Here is a 15727-nt window from a genome sequence, read left to right as displayed (position 1 = left end):
CCGGCTCACTTGCGCCCGCGCCGACGGGGCGCGGCGCCCTCCGGCTGGGACACCGGCTCCACCTCCGGCGCCGGCGGGATCTCGGCGACGACCTCCCGCTCCCCGACGGTGATGCACCGGCCGTGGTGGTGGACGTCGAGCGGGTCGCCCTCCGAGAGCCGGTAGGTCGCCTCGCCGGGGCTCACCGACACCAGCAGGCAGCGACCCTGGTAGTTCAGCCGGAACCGCAGCCGGGTGATCCGCTCGGGCAGCCGCGGGGCGAACTGCAGCCGCCCGTCGTGGTCGCGCATCCCGCCGAACCCGGCCACCGCCACCGTCCAGCCCCCGGCCAGCGAGGCGATGTGCAGCCCGTGCCCGGAGTTGCCGTGCAGGTTCTGCAGGTCGGTGAGCGTCGCCTCGCCCCAGTAGTCGTAGGCGAGCTCCAGGTGCCCGGTCTCGGCGGCGACCACCGCCTGCTGGGTGGCCGACAGGGAGGAGTCGCGCACCGTGCGCGCCTCGTAGTAGGCGAAGTCGGCGACCTTCTCCTCGTGCGTGAAGGCGTCGCCGCGCAGGTGCAGGGCCATCACCAGGTCGGCCTGCTTGACCACCTGCTTGCGGTAGATGTCGAAGTACGGGTAGTGCAGCAGCAGGGGGTAGCACTCCGGCGGGGTGTTCTCGAAATCCCACTCCTCGTGGTGGGTGAACGCGTCGGACTGCATGTGCACGCCCCGCCGGGTGTCGTACGGCACGGCCATCAGGGCGGCCGCCCGCTCCCAGACCGCCACCTCGTCGGCGGTCACCTGCAGCCGGCCGGCGACGTCGGGCTGGCGCTCCACCGCCGCGGCCGCCTCGCGCAGGTTCCGCTGCGCCATGAGGTTCGTGTAGACGTTGTTGTCCACGACCGCGGTGTACTCGTCCGGGCCGGTCACCCCGTCGATGCGGAAGCCGTGCTCGTCGTCGAAGTGCCCGAGCGAGGCCCACAGCCGCGCGGTCTCGATGAGCAGCTCCGCGCCGTGGTCGCGGTCGAATTCCTCGTCGAGGGTGGCGTTGTGGTACCGGACGACGGCGTCGGCGATGTCGGCGTTGATGTGGAACGCAGCCGTCCCGGCCGGCCAGTACCCGGAGGTCTCCTCGCCGCGGATGGTCCGCCACGGGAAGGCCGCGCCGTGCAGCCCGAGCACCCGCGCCCGCTCCCGGGCCAGCTCCAGGGTCGAGTGCCGCCACCGCAGCGCGTCGCGCGCGGCCTGCGGGGCGATGTAGGTCAGCGCCGGCAGGACGTAGGTCTCGGTGTCCCAGAAGGTGTGCCCGTCGTAGCCCGGGCCGGTCAGCCCCTTGGCCGGGATCGGCTGCCGCTCGGCCCGCAGGCCGGCCTGCAGCAGGTGGAAGACGCCGACCCGCACCGCCTGCTGCAGCTCCTCGTCGCCCTCGATCTCGACGTCGGCGTGCAGCCAGTGGGCGTCGAGCACCTCGCGCTGCTCCCGCAGCAGCCGCTCGAAGCCGGCCAGCTTCGCCGTGGCCAGCGCGCCCTCGACCTGGTCGCGCAGCGCGGCCGACGAGCGCCGCGAGGACCACCCGTAGGCCAGGTACTTCACCAGCCGCACCGCCGAGCCCTGCGGCAGCCGGGCGGCGAGGGTGAACCGGGCGAGGTCCTCCCCCGCCTCGATGTCCTCGGTGTAGGTGTCGGGCACCTCGATGACGTGGTCCATGCCGGCGGCCATGCGCAGCCGGCTGCGTCGGGTCCGGTGCACCAGCACCGCCCGCTGGCCGCGGCCCACGGCCAGCTCGCTGACCAGCGGGCGCGCGAGCGCGGCGGCGGCGCGGGGGTCATCCCCCTCGCTGCCGCTGTCGACCGGCTCGTTGGCCAGCAGGTCCGACTGGAGGGCGACGTAGAGGTCGCCCTGGCCGTCGGTGCACTCCACCGCGTACTCGATGGCGGCGATCGAGCGCCGGCGCAGCGAGACCAGCCGGGTGCTGGTGACCCGCACCGTGCGGCCGTTGGGCGAGCGCCACTCGGTGGTGCGGCGCAGCACGCCGCGGCGCAGGTCGAGGGACCGGCGGTGGGAGACGATCTCGCCGTAGTCGAGGTCCAGCGGGGTGTCGCCGACCAGCAGCCGGATCAGCTTGCCGTCGGTGACGTTGACGACGGTCTGCCCCTGCTCCGGGAAGCCGTAGCCGGCCTCGGCGTAGGGCAGCGGCCGCTCCTCGAAGAACCCGTTGAGGTACGTCCCGGGGACGACGATCGGCTCCCCCTCCTCGAACGAGCCGCGCATCCCGATGTGCCCGTTGGCCAGGGCGAACACCGACTCGTGCACCGCCAGCGAGGCGTGGTCGAGGCCGATCTCGGTGAGCGACCACGGCTCGACCGGGAAGGTGGGGCGCCCCTCCGTCATGGCCGGCCCTCCAGGAGCTGCTCGAGGTCGGTGACGACGACGTCGGCGCCCGAGGCGGCCAGCTGCTCGCCCTGCCCGACCCGGTCCACGCCCACGACGAAGCCGAACCGCCCCGCCCGGCCCGCGGCCACCCCGGCCAGGGCGTCCTCGAACACCGCGGCCTCGGCCGGCTCGACGCCCAGGGCCTGGGCGCCGGCGAGGAAGGTGTCGGGGGCGGGCTTGCCGCGCAGCCCGCGCTGGGTGGTGACCACGCCGTCCACCCGGGTGTCGACGAGGTCGGCGAACCCGCCGGCGGCCACCACCTGTCCCCCGTTGGCCGAGGCGGTCACGACCGCGGTGGCCAGCCCGGCGTCCTTGACCGCCCGCAGGTAGCGCAGGGAGCCGGGGTACACCTCGACGCCGTGCTCGGCCAGCTCGGCGAGGACGAGCTCGTTCTTGCGCAGGCCGACCCCGTGCACGGTCTCGGCGTCGGTGGGGTCGCCGTCGGCGCCCTCGGGGAGGGTGATGCCGCGGCTGGCGAGGAAGTCGCGGACGCCGTCCAGCCGCGGTTTGCCGTCGACGTAGCGGTTGTAGTCGTCCTGGGTGAACTCCGCGGCAGCGGGGTCGCGGCGGTGGAGGAACTCGTCGAAGGTGCGCTTCCAGGCCGCCATGTGCACCGTCGCGGTCCGGGTCAGGACGCCGTCGAGGTCGAACAGGCAGGCGCGGATGGAGGCGGGGAGTCCGAGCACGGTGCGACGCTACCGGCGCCGGCCGCCGCCTGCCGGGCCGGGAAACGTGCTGTTCACCGACGCGCGGCCGGGGTCCCCGCTGCCTAGGGTCGGGACCGGGGCGCGCCCCGCGCGCCGCCTCCCGCGGGACGCCGTGTCCCGCCGTCCGAGCCGAGGAGAGGACCACCATGGCCGAGCGCCCGACGCCGCCGAGTCCGTTCGACTTCCTGCCCCAGGTGCCCGGTTTCGAGGTCACCAGCACCGACTGCGCCCACGGCCGTCCGCTGGACCCCCCGCTGGTCAGCGGGGTCATGGGCGCCGGCGGTGAGGACCGGTCGCCGCAGCTGTCCTGGTCCGGCTTCCCCGAGGGCACCCGCAGCTTCGCCGTCACGGTCTACGACCCCGACGCCCCCACCCAGAGCGGCTTCTGGCACTGGGCGGTGGCCAACATCCCGGCCTCGGTGACCGAGCTGCCCAGCGGCGCCGGCGACCAGGGCGGCACGGGGCTGCCGGCGGGCGCGGTGCAGCTGCGCAACGACGCCGGGTTCGCCGGGTACGTGGGCGCCGCTCCGCCGGCCGGGCACGGCCCGCACCGCTACCTCATCACCGTGCACGCCGTGGACACCGACGCCCTCGACGTCACGCCGGACACCACCCCCGCCGTCCTGGGGTTCAACCTGTTCGGCCACACACTGGCCCGCGCGACGCTGGTGGCGACCTACGAGCAGTCCTGACCCGTCCGGGTGAGGCGGGCTCGACGCTGCGCGAGCCCGCGTTCGCGCTCGGCCACCGACACGCGTCTTGTGGTTGAAGCCTGAAGTTCCTGGTCGCCGGGTGGGCACCATGGACTCATGGCGACAGCAGCGTCGCACCGCTCCCGCCCGCGGACCGCGGGCGCCCTGGCGGTCGTCGCGCTGCTCCTGGTGCTCACCCTGCCGCTGCTCGCCGGCCCCGCGTCGGCGGGCGGGACCGCGGCCGCGGCACAGGCCGACGTCGTCTCGGCCGTCACCGCGGCCTACGGGACGACCGGCACCGTCGCCGTCGCCGTTGCCCCCCAGGAGACCCGCGCCACCGGGCTCTCCCCGCGCGCCGCCGAGGCGCGCAGCGCCGAGCTGGCGGCGGCCGCCGCCGGCAACGACCTCGCCGGCCGGCCGCTCCCGACCGCCTCGCTGGTCAAGCTGTTCATCGCCGAGGACCTCCTGCACCTGGCCCGGCAGGGGGCGGTGACCCTCACCCCCGACGACCGGGACCGCATGGCCGAGATGGTCCGCCGGTCCTCCGACCCCATCGCCTCGGACCTGTGGGTCCGCTTCGACGGCGACCGGCTGGTCCGCGACGTCGCCGCCCGTTACGGGCTGCGCGCCACCGCCCCGCCCCCCGTGCGGGGCCAGTGGGGCGAGACGACGACGACCGCGCGCGACCTCGCCAGCTTCCTGGCCCGGCTGCCGGTGGTCGCGCACCCGGACGACGCGGCGGCCCTGACCGCCTGGATGCGTGAGCCGGCCCCCGCGGCGGCCGACGGCTTCGACCAGCGGTTCGGGGTGCTGGGCGCCGTCCCGGCCGGCGCGGCGGTCAAGCAGGGCTGGATGTGCTGCCTGGGCGGGATGCGCCATCTGCACTCGGTGGGCGTCGTGGGGACGCACGTCGTGGTGCTGCTCAGCGAGGTGCCGGCCGCGGTGGGCTGGGACGCCGCGCGGGCGTCGCTCACCGCCGCTGCGGCCGCGGCGCCGTCCGGCCGCTGAGCCGCCGGCGGCCGCGCCGTCCTCAGCCCGGCAGGCCGGTGGCGGTGGAGACGGCGGCCGGCGGCTCGCCGTCCGGGAGGTCGGCCACCCCGACGGTGGCCAGCCGGGCGAAGCCGATCCGCTCGTAGACGCGGGCCACGTCGTCGTCACCGGCGACGAGGAAGACCAGGTCGGCGGTCTCGCGGGCGTGCGCGGCCAGGGCCGAGGCGAGGCCGGCGCCCAGGCCGCGGCCCCGCAGCCGCGGCAGCGTGGCCACGCCGGTGATCTCGCTGACCTCGGTACCGCCGACGTCGACTGGGTGGTGCGCGCCGACCGCCACCGGCTCCCCGCCTTCGACGGCCACCATCATCACGGTGCGGCCGGTGGCGATCCGCTCCCGCAGCAGCGCCGTCTGCGGCGACTCGGGCACCGCCCCGACCGAGGCGTCGCCGACCTCGGCCCGCGGGCCCGGGTGGGCGAAGGCGATGGAGGCCAGCCGCTGGTAGCGGGGCAGCTCGGGGTCCTCGGCGCCCACGAGGTACAGCCGCACCCCGTACGGGAGCAGCAGGTCCACCGGGTCGGCGGCGACCAGCAGGGGCGACTCCTCCACGGCCAGCCCGGCCTCGCGCACCGCCGCGGCGGCCGTGGGGGTGGACTCGCACACCCACTCCAGCGCGACCGGCAGGCCGGCGCGGCGCTGCACGCCGACGGCGGCGCGGACGTCGTCGGCCGTGACCTTCTCGCCCTGGCGCGGCCGGGCCGGGTAGGGCCAGTCGGGGCTGCCCACCGGGACGTCGAGGGCGCCGGCGTTCTCGATCCGGGCATCGGGCAGCGGCGCGGCGGCGAAGTACCGCTCGATGCACTCGAGCAGCCCCGGTGACGTGGGCACACGGGCACCCTAGACGGGCCGGGTCGCCGGACCGGTCCAGCCGGCTCCGCCGACCCCCGGGCGGGTGAGCGCCCCCGCCTGCCCGGCACGATGGTGCCGTGACGGCAGGCACACGACCCCAGGTCTCGCCCTACGCGGTGTTCGACCGCGACTCGTGGCGGGCCCTCGCCGCGGGCGCGGCGCCGCCGCTGGACGAGGGCCAGCTGCGCGGACTGGCCTCGCTGGGCGACCGCATCGATCTCGACGAGGTGGCGACGGTCTACCTCTCCCTCGCCGGCCTGCTCCACCTGCACGTCGACGCCAGCCGGCGGCTGTGGGCCGCCCGCAGCGAGTTCCTCGGCGACTCCACGGCCAAGGTCCCCTACGTCATCGCCGTGGCCGGCAGCGTCGCCGTCGGCAAGAGCACCACCGCCCGGCTGCTGCAGACCCTGCTCGCGGCCGGCCCCAGCGCCCCGCGGGTGGACCTCGTCACCACCGACGGCTTCCTGCTGCCCAACGCGGAGCTGGAGGCGCGCGGGCTGCTGGGCCGCAAGGGCTTCCCGGAGAGCTACGACCGGCGCGCGCTGCTGCGGTTCCTCGCCGCGGTGAAGTCCGGCCGCGGCGCGGTCACCGCCCCGCTGTACGACCACCAGACCTACGACATCGTCCCCGGCGGCCATCAGGTGGTGGACGGCCCCGACATCCTCGTCCTCGAGGGCCTCAACGTGCTGCAGGCGGGCCGGCGGGCCGACGGCAGCACCGCCGAGGTCTTCCTGTCGGACTTCTTCGACTTCTCCGTCTACGTCGACGCCGCGGAACCCGACATCCAGCAGTGGTACGTCGACCGGTTCCTCGCCCTGCGCCGGACGGCGTTCCAGGACAGCTCGGCGTACTTCCACCGGTTCGCCGACCTCACCGACGAGCAGGCCCGGGAGACCGCGCGGGGCATCTGGGCCGCCGTCAACGGCCCCAACCTGCGCAGCAACATCGCCCCCACCCGCTCGCGGGCCCGGCTGGTGCTCCAGAAGGCCGCCGACCACAAGGTCCGCCGCGTCCTGCTGCGCAAGATCTGACGCGCCCGGCCGGCCATGGCGACTCCTGACGACCCGATGGGATGAGGTCGTGAGGTTCGTCACCTGACAGCGGCGGGGACGGCGCCCACACTCGGGATCGTCCGGTCACCGGATCACCACACTCAGTGAACCCGGCCCCCGCCGGGCCGAACGGAGAGATCCCGATGTGCTCCCACGTATCCCCCTGCCCTGACGCGACCAGCGACCTGCGCGACCTCGCCGCGGTGGTGAGCAGCCACCCCGAGCAGGGCTGGAGCCTGCTGTGCAACGGCGTCGTCCTGTTCGACGACGACGGCGAGCTGCTGCCCGACGGCCGCGTGGTCGCCGACCACCGCGCCTGGCTCGCCCCCCAGTTCGCCGCGCACTGACCGCGCCGGTGCCCGCGAGGCCCGGCGCGGGCACCGGCCGCTCTCCCGTCGTCGCTGCTCTCGCCCGCGCCGGATGATCGGCGCCGTGTTGGGGATAACGGTAGTCGGGAAGGGCCGGCGCACCCGCTCGGAGCAGCCCGCTCACCCCTCCTCGGGCTCGCGCTCCTTGCGTCGCAGCAGCCAGGACGTCACGCCCAGCAGCGCCACGAGCACACCCAGGACGCCGATCTCGACCATGCGGTGGACGAACTCGTCCCCGCGCCCGACGACGCCGGCCGCCTCCACCGAGAGGACGACGATCTCCTTGATCGAGGCGATGATCCCGATGATCAGGAACGGCTCGGCCACCAGCTCCCGCCGCTCCACCGTCGCCCGCACGGCGAAGAGCAGCTCGACGAAGATGAAGACGAGCAGGAGCACGTCGAGCATCTCCAGCAGCGGCGCCTGCGAGAAGTCCTCGAGCAGCGCGACCGTCTTCAGCCCGGCCACGACCAGCAGGAGCAGCGACCCCACGATGAGCAGGACCGCGATCCCCGCGTAGACCACGTTCTCCGCGATCTCCAGCGTCCGCGTGCCGACCCGCCCGAACCCCGGCGGCGGTGTGCGGTCCTCGACGTCGCGCTGCTCCCGGCGGGCCACGGTGCGGATCCTGGTGCATCCGGGCACCGGTCGGCTGGGTCGCGGCCCTCCGGTCAGCCGTTCGGGCGGTGCCGCGTCAGGCCTGGGCGCCGGCGGGCAGGGCGTCGGCCGCGGTGCCCATGTCGTCCGGTGAGCCCTCGGCCCGCCCGGGCACGCGGGCTTCCACCGTCGGCGCGGGCTCCGGCTCCTCGAAGGCCTCCGGCGGCGGGCACGAGCACACCAGGTTGCGGTCGCCGTAGGCCTGGTCGATGCGGCGCACCGGTGACAGGTAGCCGCGTCCGCGCAGCGCCGGCACGGGGAAGACGGCGTCCTCGCGCGGATAGGGGCGGTCCCACTCCCCCGCGAGCATCTTCAGCGTGTGGGGGGCGTTGCGCAGCGGGTTGTCGGTGCGGTCGTACTCGCCCGCGGCTACCTTCCCGATCTCGGCGCGGATGGCGACCATCGCGTCGACGAACCGGTCCAGCTCGCCCTTGTCCTCGCTCTCGGTCGGCTCGACCATCAGCGTGCCGGCCACCGGGAAGCTCATCGTCGGGGCGTGGAAGCCGAAGTCGACCAGCCGCTTGGCGATGTCGTCGTTGGTGATGCCGGTGGCCTTGGTGAGCGGCCGGATGTCGAGGATGCACTCGTGGGCGACCAGCCCGCCGGCGCCGGCGTAGAGCACCGGGTAGTGCTCGCGCAGGCGCGCGGCCAGGTAGTTGGCCCCCAGGATGGCGTGCTCGGTGGCGCGGGTCAGCCCGTCGGGGCCCATCAACCGCAGGTACGCCCAGGAGATGGGCAGGATGCCCGCCGAGCCCCACGGCGCCGCGGAGACCGCGGGGCCCTGCGCGCCGGTGTCGACGACCGGGTGGCCCGGCAGGAACGGCACCAGGTGCTCCCGGACGCCGATCGGCCCGACCCCCGGACCGCCGCCCCCGTGCGGGATGCAGAACGTCTTGTGCAGGTTGAGGTGGCTGACGTCGGAGCCGAACCGGCCGGGCCGGGCCAGCCCCACCATCGCGTTGAGGTTGGCGCCGTCGACGTAGACCTGGCCGCCGGCGTCGTGGACCGCCGCGCAGATGTCCTGGATCTCGGTCTCGAACACCCCGTGCGTCGACGGGTAGGTGATCATGATCGCGGCCAGCCGCTCGGCGTGCTGGTCCACCTTGGCCCGCAGGTCCGCGACGTCGACGTTGCCGGCGTCGTCGCAGGCCACCACCACGACCCGCATGCCGGCCATCACCGCGCTCGCCGCGTTCGTGCCGTGCGCCGACGACGGGATGAGGCAGACGTCGCGGTGCGCCTCGCCCCGGGAGTGGTGGTAGCTGCGGATGGCGAGCAGGCCGGCGAACTCGCCCTGCGAGCCGGCGTTGGGCTGCACGCTGACCGCGGCGTAGCCGGTGATCTCGGCCAGCCCGGTGCACAGCTCGTCGATCAGCTGCCGGTAGCCGCGGGCCTGCTCGGCGGGGGCGAAGGGGTGCAGCTGGGCGAACTCCGGCCAGGTGATCGCGGCCATCTCGACCGCCGAGTTCAGCTTCATCGTGCAGGAGCCCAGCGGGATCATCGTGCGGTCGAGCGCGAGGTCCTTGTCCGCGAGCGACCGCAGGTAGCGCATCAGCTCGGTCTCGGAGCGGTGCGCGGAGAACACCGGGTGCGTGAGGAACGGGGTGCGGCGGCGCAGCTCGGGCGGGAGCGCGTCGGCACCGTCGTCGTCCGCGGTCGCGTCGTCCGCCGGGACGCCGAAGGCCGCGGCCACCAGGCGCAGCGTGTCCAGCGTCGTCGTCTCGTCGCAGGCCACCCCGACGGTGTCGGCGTCCACGAGGCGCAGGTTGACCCGCCGCTCGGCCGCGGCGGCGACCACCTCGGCCGCGCGGCCGGGCACCCGCGCCTGGACGGTGTCGAAGAACCGGTCGGCGACCACCTCGACACCCCCGGCGCGCAGCCAGGTGGCGAGGGTCTGCGCGCTGCGGTGCACGCGGGCGGCGATCGCGGTCAGCCCCTCGGCGCCGTGGTAGACCGCGTACGCCCCGGCCATGACGGCGAGCAGCACCTGCGCGGTGCAGATGTTGCTGGTCGCCTTCTCCCGGCGGATGTGCTGCTCGCGGGTCTGCAGCGCCAGCCGGTAGGCGACGTCGCCGTCGGCGTCCACCGACACCCCGACCAGCCGGCCGGGGAGCTGGCGGGCCAGCCCCTCGCGCACCGACAGGTAGCCGGCGTGCGGCCCGCCGTACCCCATGGGGACGCCGAAGCGCTGGCTGCTGCCGCAGGCGACGTCGGCGCCCCACTCCCCCGGCGCCTCCAGCAGGGTCAGCGCGAGCAGGTCGGCGGCCACGACCACGGCCGCGCCGGCGTCGTGGGCCGCGGCGGCCAGGGCCCGGTCGTCCCGGACCGCGCCGCTGGCCCCGGGGTAGGACAGCAGGACGCCGAAGGCGCCGGCCTCGGGCAGGTCGGCCGGCCACCCGGCGGACAGGTCGGTGACGTGCAGGCGGATGCCGAGCGGCTCCGCGCGGGTGCGGAGGACGGCGAGGGTCTGCGGGAGCGTGTCGGCGTCGACGACGAAGACGGCGTCGGCCTTCGCCCGTCCGGCGCGGCGCACCAGGGTCATCGCCTCGGCGGCCGCGGTGGCCTCGTCGAGCATCGAGGCGCCGGCGACCGGCAGCCCGGTCAGGTCGGCCACCATCGTCTGGAAGTTGATCAGCGCCTCGAGGCGGCCCTGGCTGATCTCCGGCTGGTACGGGGTGTAGGCGGTGTACCAGGCGGGGTTCTCCAGGACGGTGCGCTGGATGACCGCCGGGGTGACGGTGCCGGAGTAGCCCAGCCCGATCATCGAGGTGTAGACGTCGTTGGCCGCCGCGCGCTCCCGCAGCACCCGCAGCACCGTGGCCTCGTCGGCGGCCGCGGGGAGGTCCAGCGGCGTCCGGTCGTGCACCCCCTCGGGCAGCGCGGCATCGACCAGCGACTGCAACGAGGGGTGGCCGACGGCCGCGAGCATCGCCTCGGTCTCGTCCGGCCGTGGGCCGATGTGCCGGGCGGCGAAGGACCCCGACGGGTCCAGCGCGGAGAGTGCGGGCAGGGACTCAGGAGCACGGTCCGCCATTACATCGACGCTACCAGCGCTCCGGCCCCGGCCAGATCGGCGATCTCGCGGCCTTCAGGGCGCGCGACGCAACGAGATCGGCGATCTCGCGCGTGGAGAGGCGTTCGGTCAGACCGCGGCGCGGCGGCGCCGGCGCAGGGACAGCTCGTCGTCGGCCGGGTGCACGGTGCCCCCGTCGATGCGCTCGGCCGGCAGCTCGGCGAGCTCGCCGGACAGCTCGCGCAGTGCGCCGGAGACGGCGATCCCGAAGACGCCCTGGCCGCCGGCGAGCAGGTCGACGACCTCCTCGGCGGAGGTGCACTCGTACACCGTGGCGCCGTCGGAGAAGAGGGTGACGTTGGCGAGGTCCTTGATGCCGCGGTTGCGCAGGTGGTCGACGGCCTTGCGGATGTTCTGCAGCGAGACCCCGGTGTCCAGCAGCCGCTTGACGACCTTGAGCACGAGGATGTCGCGGAACGAGTACAGCCGCTGTGTGCCCGAGCCGGTGGCGCTGCGCACCGAGGGGGCGACGAGCCCGGTACGGGCCCAGTAGTCCAGCTGGCGGTAGGTGATGCCGGCAGCGGCGCACGCCGTCGGGCCGCGGTACCCGACCAGGTCGCTGTCGACCTCGTCGTAGGACGGCGCCCCCACAGCGGCGTCGCTGAAGAGCTGACCCTGGGAGCCGTTGCTCTGGTCGCTCACGTCAGCGTCCTCCTCTGCGTCCCGCAGCGTTCGCCGCGGTGACCCGGCGGGCGCACCGTCGTCCGTGTCACTGCACGTCCCAGGTGTCACACCGGTGTTGTTCGCCGACCGTAAGCCGGGCCCAGGGGTCGGTCAACTGAGGCGGGCGGCGTGTCGCCGCACTCATCCTTCCGAGGGGTATCGGCAGGTGGTGCGGCGGACTTGAGCCGTTCCGGTACGCCCGTGGCTGGTGTGACTGGAGTGACCACGGAGGTGGGAGAGGCGGGTCAGGGGGTGCCACCGGAGCCGGAACCGGCGCCGAAGTCCTCCGGGGAGATCTGGTCGAGGAACTCGCGGAACTTCTCGACCTCGTCCTCCTGCTCGTCGGGGATCTCGATCCCGACCTCGTCGAGCAGGTCCTCGGCGCCGAAGATCGGGGCACCGGTGCGGACGGCGAGGGCGACGGCGTCCGACGGGCGGGCGCTGACCACGCGGTCATTGCCGAAGACCAGTTCGGCGATGTAGATGCCGTCGCGCATCTCGGTGATGTTGACCGCCTCGAGGGTGGCCCCCAGGGCACGGACGACGTCCTTGAGCAGGTCGTGGGTCATCGGCCGGGCCGGCCGCACCCCCTGCTGCTCGAAGGCGATCGCGGCGGCCTCCACCGCGCCGATCCAGATGGGCAGGTACCGCTCCCCCTGCGCCTCCTTGAGCAACAGGATCGGCTGGTTCCCGGGCAGCTCGACCCGGACCCCGACGACTCTGAGTTCCTGCACGGTGGGGCTCCCTCAGCTGCGGGCCCGCTAGGGGCGGTGGATCGGTCGGGCGGCTGGTGGACGGGTCGGGTGCCGACCCCCAGGCGGGGGGGTCCGACGGCGACCACGGTACGCCGGAGTCAGGGACGCAGGAGATCCCGGAGCCGTGCCTCCAGGAGTGCGCTGTGCAGCTGCGCCGACAGCTGCGCCAGCTCCTGGAGCTTCTCCGTGGCGCGGGTCCGCGCCTCCTCCGACCGCGCCCGCAGGACGGGGGCGACCAGCTGCTCCACCAGCCCGGCCTCCCGCTCGGCCCCGTTCTGGTAGACGCGCAGGTGCCGCGGCTCGATGCCGTGCCGGGCCAGCCCCGCGGCCGCCCGCGCGATGGGCAGGTCGGCGGTGGGGTGGCGGCCCTCGGCGTCCGCGGCGAGCAGGCCGAACTGCACGCAGTCGGCCAGCTGCCCCGGCTCCAGGCCGGCCGCCCGGGCGAACTCCTCGGCCGGCAGGCTGCCGGCCGAGGGCCGCTCGGGTGCGGCTCCGGCCGGCGCCGGCGCGGACCCGGGCAGCGGCTCGCCCCGGTCCAGCGCGTCCAGGTGCTCCTTGATGACCTTCAGCGGGAGGTACTGGTCGCGCTGGGCGGCCAGCACGTACCGCAGCCGGGCGACGTCGGCCGAGGAGAACTTCCGGTAGCCCGACGGCGTGCGCTGCGGGTGGACGAGGTCCTCGGACTCCAGGTACCGGATCTTGCTGATCGTCACGTCGGGGAAGTCGTCGCGCAGGACGGTCAGCACCTCCCCGATGGTCAGCCGGGGGGTGTGCTGGTCGTCGGCGTCCCCGAACGCGCTCGCGCGCGAGGCCACCGCGCTCACGCTGCCGAGGGCGCCGGGGCCGGCCCCCGGGAGCGGTGCGCCCGGAGGGTCACGGGCGAGGAGCGGGCTCGCCCGTGCGCGGACCGGTGAGGTACACGAGCCGGAACTTGCCGATCTGCACCTCGTCGCCGCCGGCCAGCGAGGCGACGTCCACCGGCTCGCGGTTGACGTAGGTGCCGTTGAGGCTGCCGACGTCGTGCACCGAGAAACCGCCGCCCTCGCGGTGGAACTCCACGTGCCGGCGGCTGACGGTGACGTCGTCGAGGAAGATGTCGCTGTCGGGGTGCCGGCCGGCGGTCGTCACGTCCTGGTCGAGCAGGAACCGGCTGCCGGCGTTCGGGCCGCGCTTGACGACCAGCAGCGCCGAGCCCGCGGGCAGCGACTCCACCGCGCCGGCGTGGGCCTCGGTCTCGGTGACCTCGGGGGTCTCCGCGGAGTCCTCGCCACCCACCTTGGGGATGACGCTGGTGGACTCGCCGATGCGCTCCTGGGACAGCGCCGCGCCGCACTGCGCGCAGAAGCGACTGCCCTCGGGGTTGTTGTGGCCACAACGAGTGCAGTGCACGTCTGTCTCCTCCGGTGCAGGGGTGGCACCGCCGCGGGCCATGTCGAGTGGCCGCGGGCGGCCGGCGGACGACGGGCCGGACAGCCCGTCGCGGGTCGACCGCCGTGTGGGTCACGGCGGGCCGTGGGTCATGGAACCAGTCGGCCGACCCGAGGGTCAACCGGACGTTCAGGGTGGGTCCGCGGCGCCTGCGTGGGGTGCCGCGGTGTCCCGCCCCAGGTGAGCATAGTGATCGCTTCGCGGGGCTCCGGCGGGGTCGGCCGATGGCGCGCGGGCCGACCCCGCGTGCCGGTGCGGGCCTGCCTGCCGCGCCCCGTGCGACCGTCAGCCGGCGTCGACCAGCGCCTGGTAGGCGGCGGCGTCCAGCAGTTCCTCGGTGGGGTCACCGGCGTCGTCCGGGAGCCGGATCTCCACGAGCCAGCCCGCGCCGTACGGGTCGGCGTTGATGGTCTCGGGGGCGTCGGTGAGCGCCTCGTTGACGGCGCTGACCACCCCGGACACCGGCGAGTAGACGTCGGACACCGACTTGGTGGACTCCACCTCGCCGATCGGGTTGCCCGGGGCCACCTCCGCGCCGACCTCCGGCAGCTGCACGAAGACGATGTCGCCCAGCGCGTCCTGCGCGTGGTCGGTGATGCCGACCCGGACGACGGCCGCGCCGCCGCCGTCCTGCAGCTGGGCCCACTCGTGCTGGTCGGTGTAGCGGCGGTCGTCGGGTGTGGCCATGCGGCGTCGTCTCCAGTCGCGGGTGGGGAAGAGCGGGCGTCAGTCGTCGCCGTCGTCGTCCGGCGCAGCGTATTGAGGCGTGTCCAGCGGCCGCAACGCGTCGACGACGACGTCGTCGGACTGCTGGATCTCCACCGTGCCGCCCTGGCGGCCCACCCGGTCGACGACGCCGCCGGGGATGTTCATCGCCGTCTGGAGGTCCTGCGGGGAGCCGATGACCAGCACCTCGTAGGGGCTGCTCACCTCCTCGCCGTCGATCCGGAGCTGCCCCGGCTCGCCGGTGACGGCGGTGGAGACCCCGACCCGGACGTCGTCGATCTGCATCGTCTCCGCGCCGGCGCCGCGCAGCTCCTGGACGGCGTCGAGCAGGTCGGCGACGCGGACCCGGCCCTCCGGGTCACGGATGGTCATCACCAGGCCGGGCCCCTGGGCGGCCACGGTGCCGTTGAGGATGCCGAGCGCCTCCGCCCGGTCCCGGGCCTCCTGGAGGGCCGCCTCGGACCGGCTGTCGGAGTTGGTCAGCTCCCGCAGCGCGGCGCGCTGGTCGGCGATCAGGGCCCGCAGGCGGTCCTCGCTGGCGTTGAGCTCGTCGAGGATGCGCACGAGGTCCTCCTCGCGGGCACCGGCGAGGTCCTCGCCGGTGCCGGTGTTGCGCACCTGGACGGCGAAGGCGAACCCGAGCAGCAGCGTCAGCACGGTGATGACCAGGGCGGCCAGCGGGTCGCGCCGCCGGCGGCGGGCGGGCGCGGCCGGGCTCCCGGCGGCAGCGGGCGCGGTGTCCCCGTCCCCCGGCGCGGTCCCGGCGCCGGCGTCCGGCGGGGTCCCGGCGTCGGCGTCCGGCGGGGTCCCGGCGTCGGCCGGGGTCTCCGCCGGCTCGGCGGTCCCGGGCGTGTCGTCGTCCGCCCGCGGCCCGGGCACCCCGGGCGCCGGCGCCTCCCGGGCCTCGCCGTCGCCCGGCGGCCGGGGGGTCTCCTCCGGCGCGCCGGCCGGCCGGTCCTCGGCGCTCATGCCCGGAAGACGTGCCGCCGGATCGCGGCGGCGTTGCCGAAGATGCGGATGCCGAGGACGACGACGACCGCGGTGGACAGCTGCGCGCCGACGCCGAGCTGGTCGCCGAGGAACACGATGAGGGCGGCGACCACCACGTTGGACACGAAGGAGATGACGAACACCTTCGCGTCGAAGATGCCGTCGAAGCGCGCCCGGACGCCGCCGAAGACCGCGTCCAGCGCGGCGACGACGGCGATCGGCAGGTAGGGCTGCAGCCACAGCGGCACGGTGGGGTCGAAGACGAGGCCGAGCACCACGCCCACCGCCAGACCGATGACGGGGATCAC

The 15727-nt window shown here is 74.9% G+C and carries 16 protein-coding genes; 4 read left to right on the top strand and 12 right to left on the bottom strand.

Going from position 1 to position 15727, the window contains the following annotated elements; genetic code table 11:
- Nucleotides 1–5 precede the first annotated feature (5 nt).
- Both ACI78Q_RS14085 and ACI78Q_RS14080 read right to left on the bottom strand, forming a co-directional pair.
- Nucleotides 6–2369, bottom strand: coding sequence for a glycoside hydrolase family 65 protein (locus ACI78Q_RS14085; protein WP_456924018.1), 2364 nt, complete (start codon nucleotides 2367–2369; stop codon nucleotides 6–8).
- Complete coding sequence (locus ACI78Q_RS14080; RefSeq protein WP_456924017.1) at nucleotides 2366–3097, bottom strand: HAD family hydrolase; 732 nt, start codon at nucleotides 3095–3097, stop codon at nucleotides 2366–2368. The genes ACI78Q_RS14085 and ACI78Q_RS14080 overlap by 4 nt, the downstream gene beginning before the upstream one ends.
- Before the next feature lie 167 nt (nucleotides 3098–3264).
- On the opposite strand from ACI78Q_RS14080, the gene ACI78Q_RS14075 reads away from it, so the two are divergent.
- Both ACI78Q_RS14075 and ACI78Q_RS14070 read left to right on the top strand, forming a co-directional pair.
- Nucleotides 3265–3810, top strand: coding sequence for a YbhB/YbcL family Raf kinase inhibitor-like protein (locus ACI78Q_RS14075; RefSeq protein ID WP_456924016.1), 546 nt, complete (start codon nucleotides 3265–3267; stop codon nucleotides 3808–3810).
- Nucleotides 3811–3927: 117 nt separating this feature from the next.
- Nucleotides 3928–4818 carry an LppW family protein gene (locus tag ACI78Q_RS14070; protein WP_456924015.1) on the top strand — a complete coding sequence of 297 codons (891 nt, stop codon included), beginning with the start codon at nucleotides 3928–3930 and terminating at the stop codon, nucleotides 4816–4818.
- A gap of 22 nt (nucleotides 4819–4840) precedes the next feature.
- Here ACI78Q_RS14070 and ACI78Q_RS14065 read toward each other — a convergent pair whose 3' ends face one another.
- A complete protein-coding gene (locus ACI78Q_RS14065) occupies nucleotides 4841–5686 on the bottom strand; it encodes a GNAT family N-acetyltransferase (RefSeq protein ID WP_456924014.1) in 846 nt (281 codons plus the stop codon).
- 98 nt (nucleotides 5687–5784) lie between these two features.
- On the opposite strand from ACI78Q_RS14065, the gene coaA reads away from it, so the two are divergent.
- Both coaA and ACI78Q_RS14055 read left to right on the top strand, forming a co-directional pair.
- Nucleotides 5785–6738, top strand: coding sequence for a type I pantothenate kinase (gene coaA, locus ACI78Q_RS14060; protein WP_456924013.1), 954 nt, complete (start codon nucleotides 5785–5787; stop codon nucleotides 6736–6738).
- Between the two features lie 164 nt (nucleotides 6739–6902).
- Nucleotides 6903–7106, top strand: coding sequence for a DUF5999 family protein (locus ACI78Q_RS14055; RefSeq protein ID WP_456924012.1), 204 nt, complete (start codon nucleotides 6903–6905; stop codon nucleotides 7104–7106).
- Between the two features lie 141 nt (nucleotides 7107–7247).
- Here the strand turns inward: ACI78Q_RS14055 and ACI78Q_RS14050 are convergent, their stop codons facing one another.
- The 9 genes from ACI78Q_RS14050 to ACI78Q_RS14010 all read right to left on the bottom strand — a co-directional run bounded on the left by ACI78Q_RS14050 (nucleotide 7248) and on the right by ACI78Q_RS14010 (nucleotide 15727).
- Nucleotides 7248–7745, bottom strand: a complete 498-nt coding sequence (locus ACI78Q_RS14050) for a phosphate-starvation-inducible PsiE family protein (RefSeq protein ID WP_456924011.1) — start codon at nucleotides 7743–7745, stop codon at nucleotides 7248–7250.
- Between the two features lie 76 nt (nucleotides 7746–7821).
- Nucleotides 7822–10818 carry an aminomethyl-transferring glycine dehydrogenase gene (gcvP, locus tag ACI78Q_RS14045; RefSeq protein WP_456924010.1) on the bottom strand — a complete coding sequence of 999 codons (2997 nt, stop codon included), beginning with the start codon at nucleotides 10816–10818 and terminating at the stop codon, nucleotides 7822–7824.
- 108 nt (nucleotides 10819–10926) lie between these two features.
- On the bottom strand, nucleotides 10927–11499 hold the full coding sequence (locus tag ACI78Q_RS14040) for a MerR family transcriptional regulator (RefSeq protein WP_456924009.1): 573 nt from the start codon (nucleotides 11497–11499) through the stop codon (nucleotides 10927–10929).
- Between the two features lie 266 nt (nucleotides 11500–11765).
- Nucleotides 11766–12254 carry a bifunctional nuclease family protein gene (locus tag ACI78Q_RS14035; protein ID WP_456924008.1) on the bottom strand — a complete coding sequence of 163 codons (489 nt, stop codon included), beginning with the start codon at nucleotides 12252–12254 and terminating at the stop codon, nucleotides 11766–11768.
- A 119-nt stretch (nucleotides 12255–12373) separates the two neighbouring features.
- Entirely contained in the window at nucleotides 12374–13090 is a 717-nt protein-coding gene (gene ftsR, locus ACI78Q_RS14030; RefSeq protein WP_456924007.1) for a transcriptional regulator FtsR, read from the bottom strand.
- A gap of 58 nt (nucleotides 13091–13148) precedes the next feature.
- Nucleotides 13149–13664, bottom strand: a complete 516-nt coding sequence (gene odhI / locus ACI78Q_RS14025; protein ID WP_456924006.1) for an oxoglutarate dehydrogenase inhibitor Odhl — start codon at nucleotides 13662–13664, stop codon at nucleotides 13149–13151.
- Nucleotides 13665–13988: 324 nt separating this feature from the next.
- On the bottom strand, nucleotides 13989–14390 hold the full coding sequence (gcvH, locus tag ACI78Q_RS14020; protein WP_456924005.1) for a glycine cleavage system protein GcvH: 402 nt from the start codon (nucleotides 14388–14390) through the stop codon (nucleotides 13989–13991).
- Between the two features lie 39 nt (nucleotides 14391–14429).
- Nucleotides 14430–15398 carry a DUF881 domain-containing protein gene (locus ACI78Q_RS14015; RefSeq protein WP_456924004.1) on the bottom strand — a complete coding sequence of 323 codons (969 nt, stop codon included), beginning with the start codon at nucleotides 15396–15398 and terminating at the stop codon, nucleotides 14430–14432.
- A complete protein-coding gene (locus tag ACI78Q_RS14010; protein ID WP_456924003.1) occupies nucleotides 15395–15727 on the bottom strand; it encodes a small basic family protein in 333 nt (110 codons plus the stop codon). Before ACI78Q_RS14010 ends, ACI78Q_RS14015 begins: the two co-directional genes overlap by 4 nt.

It is taken from the genome of Geodermatophilus sp. SYSU D00705, assembly GCF_054050135.1.
This window is presented reverse-complemented; position numbering and strand designations above follow the sequence as displayed.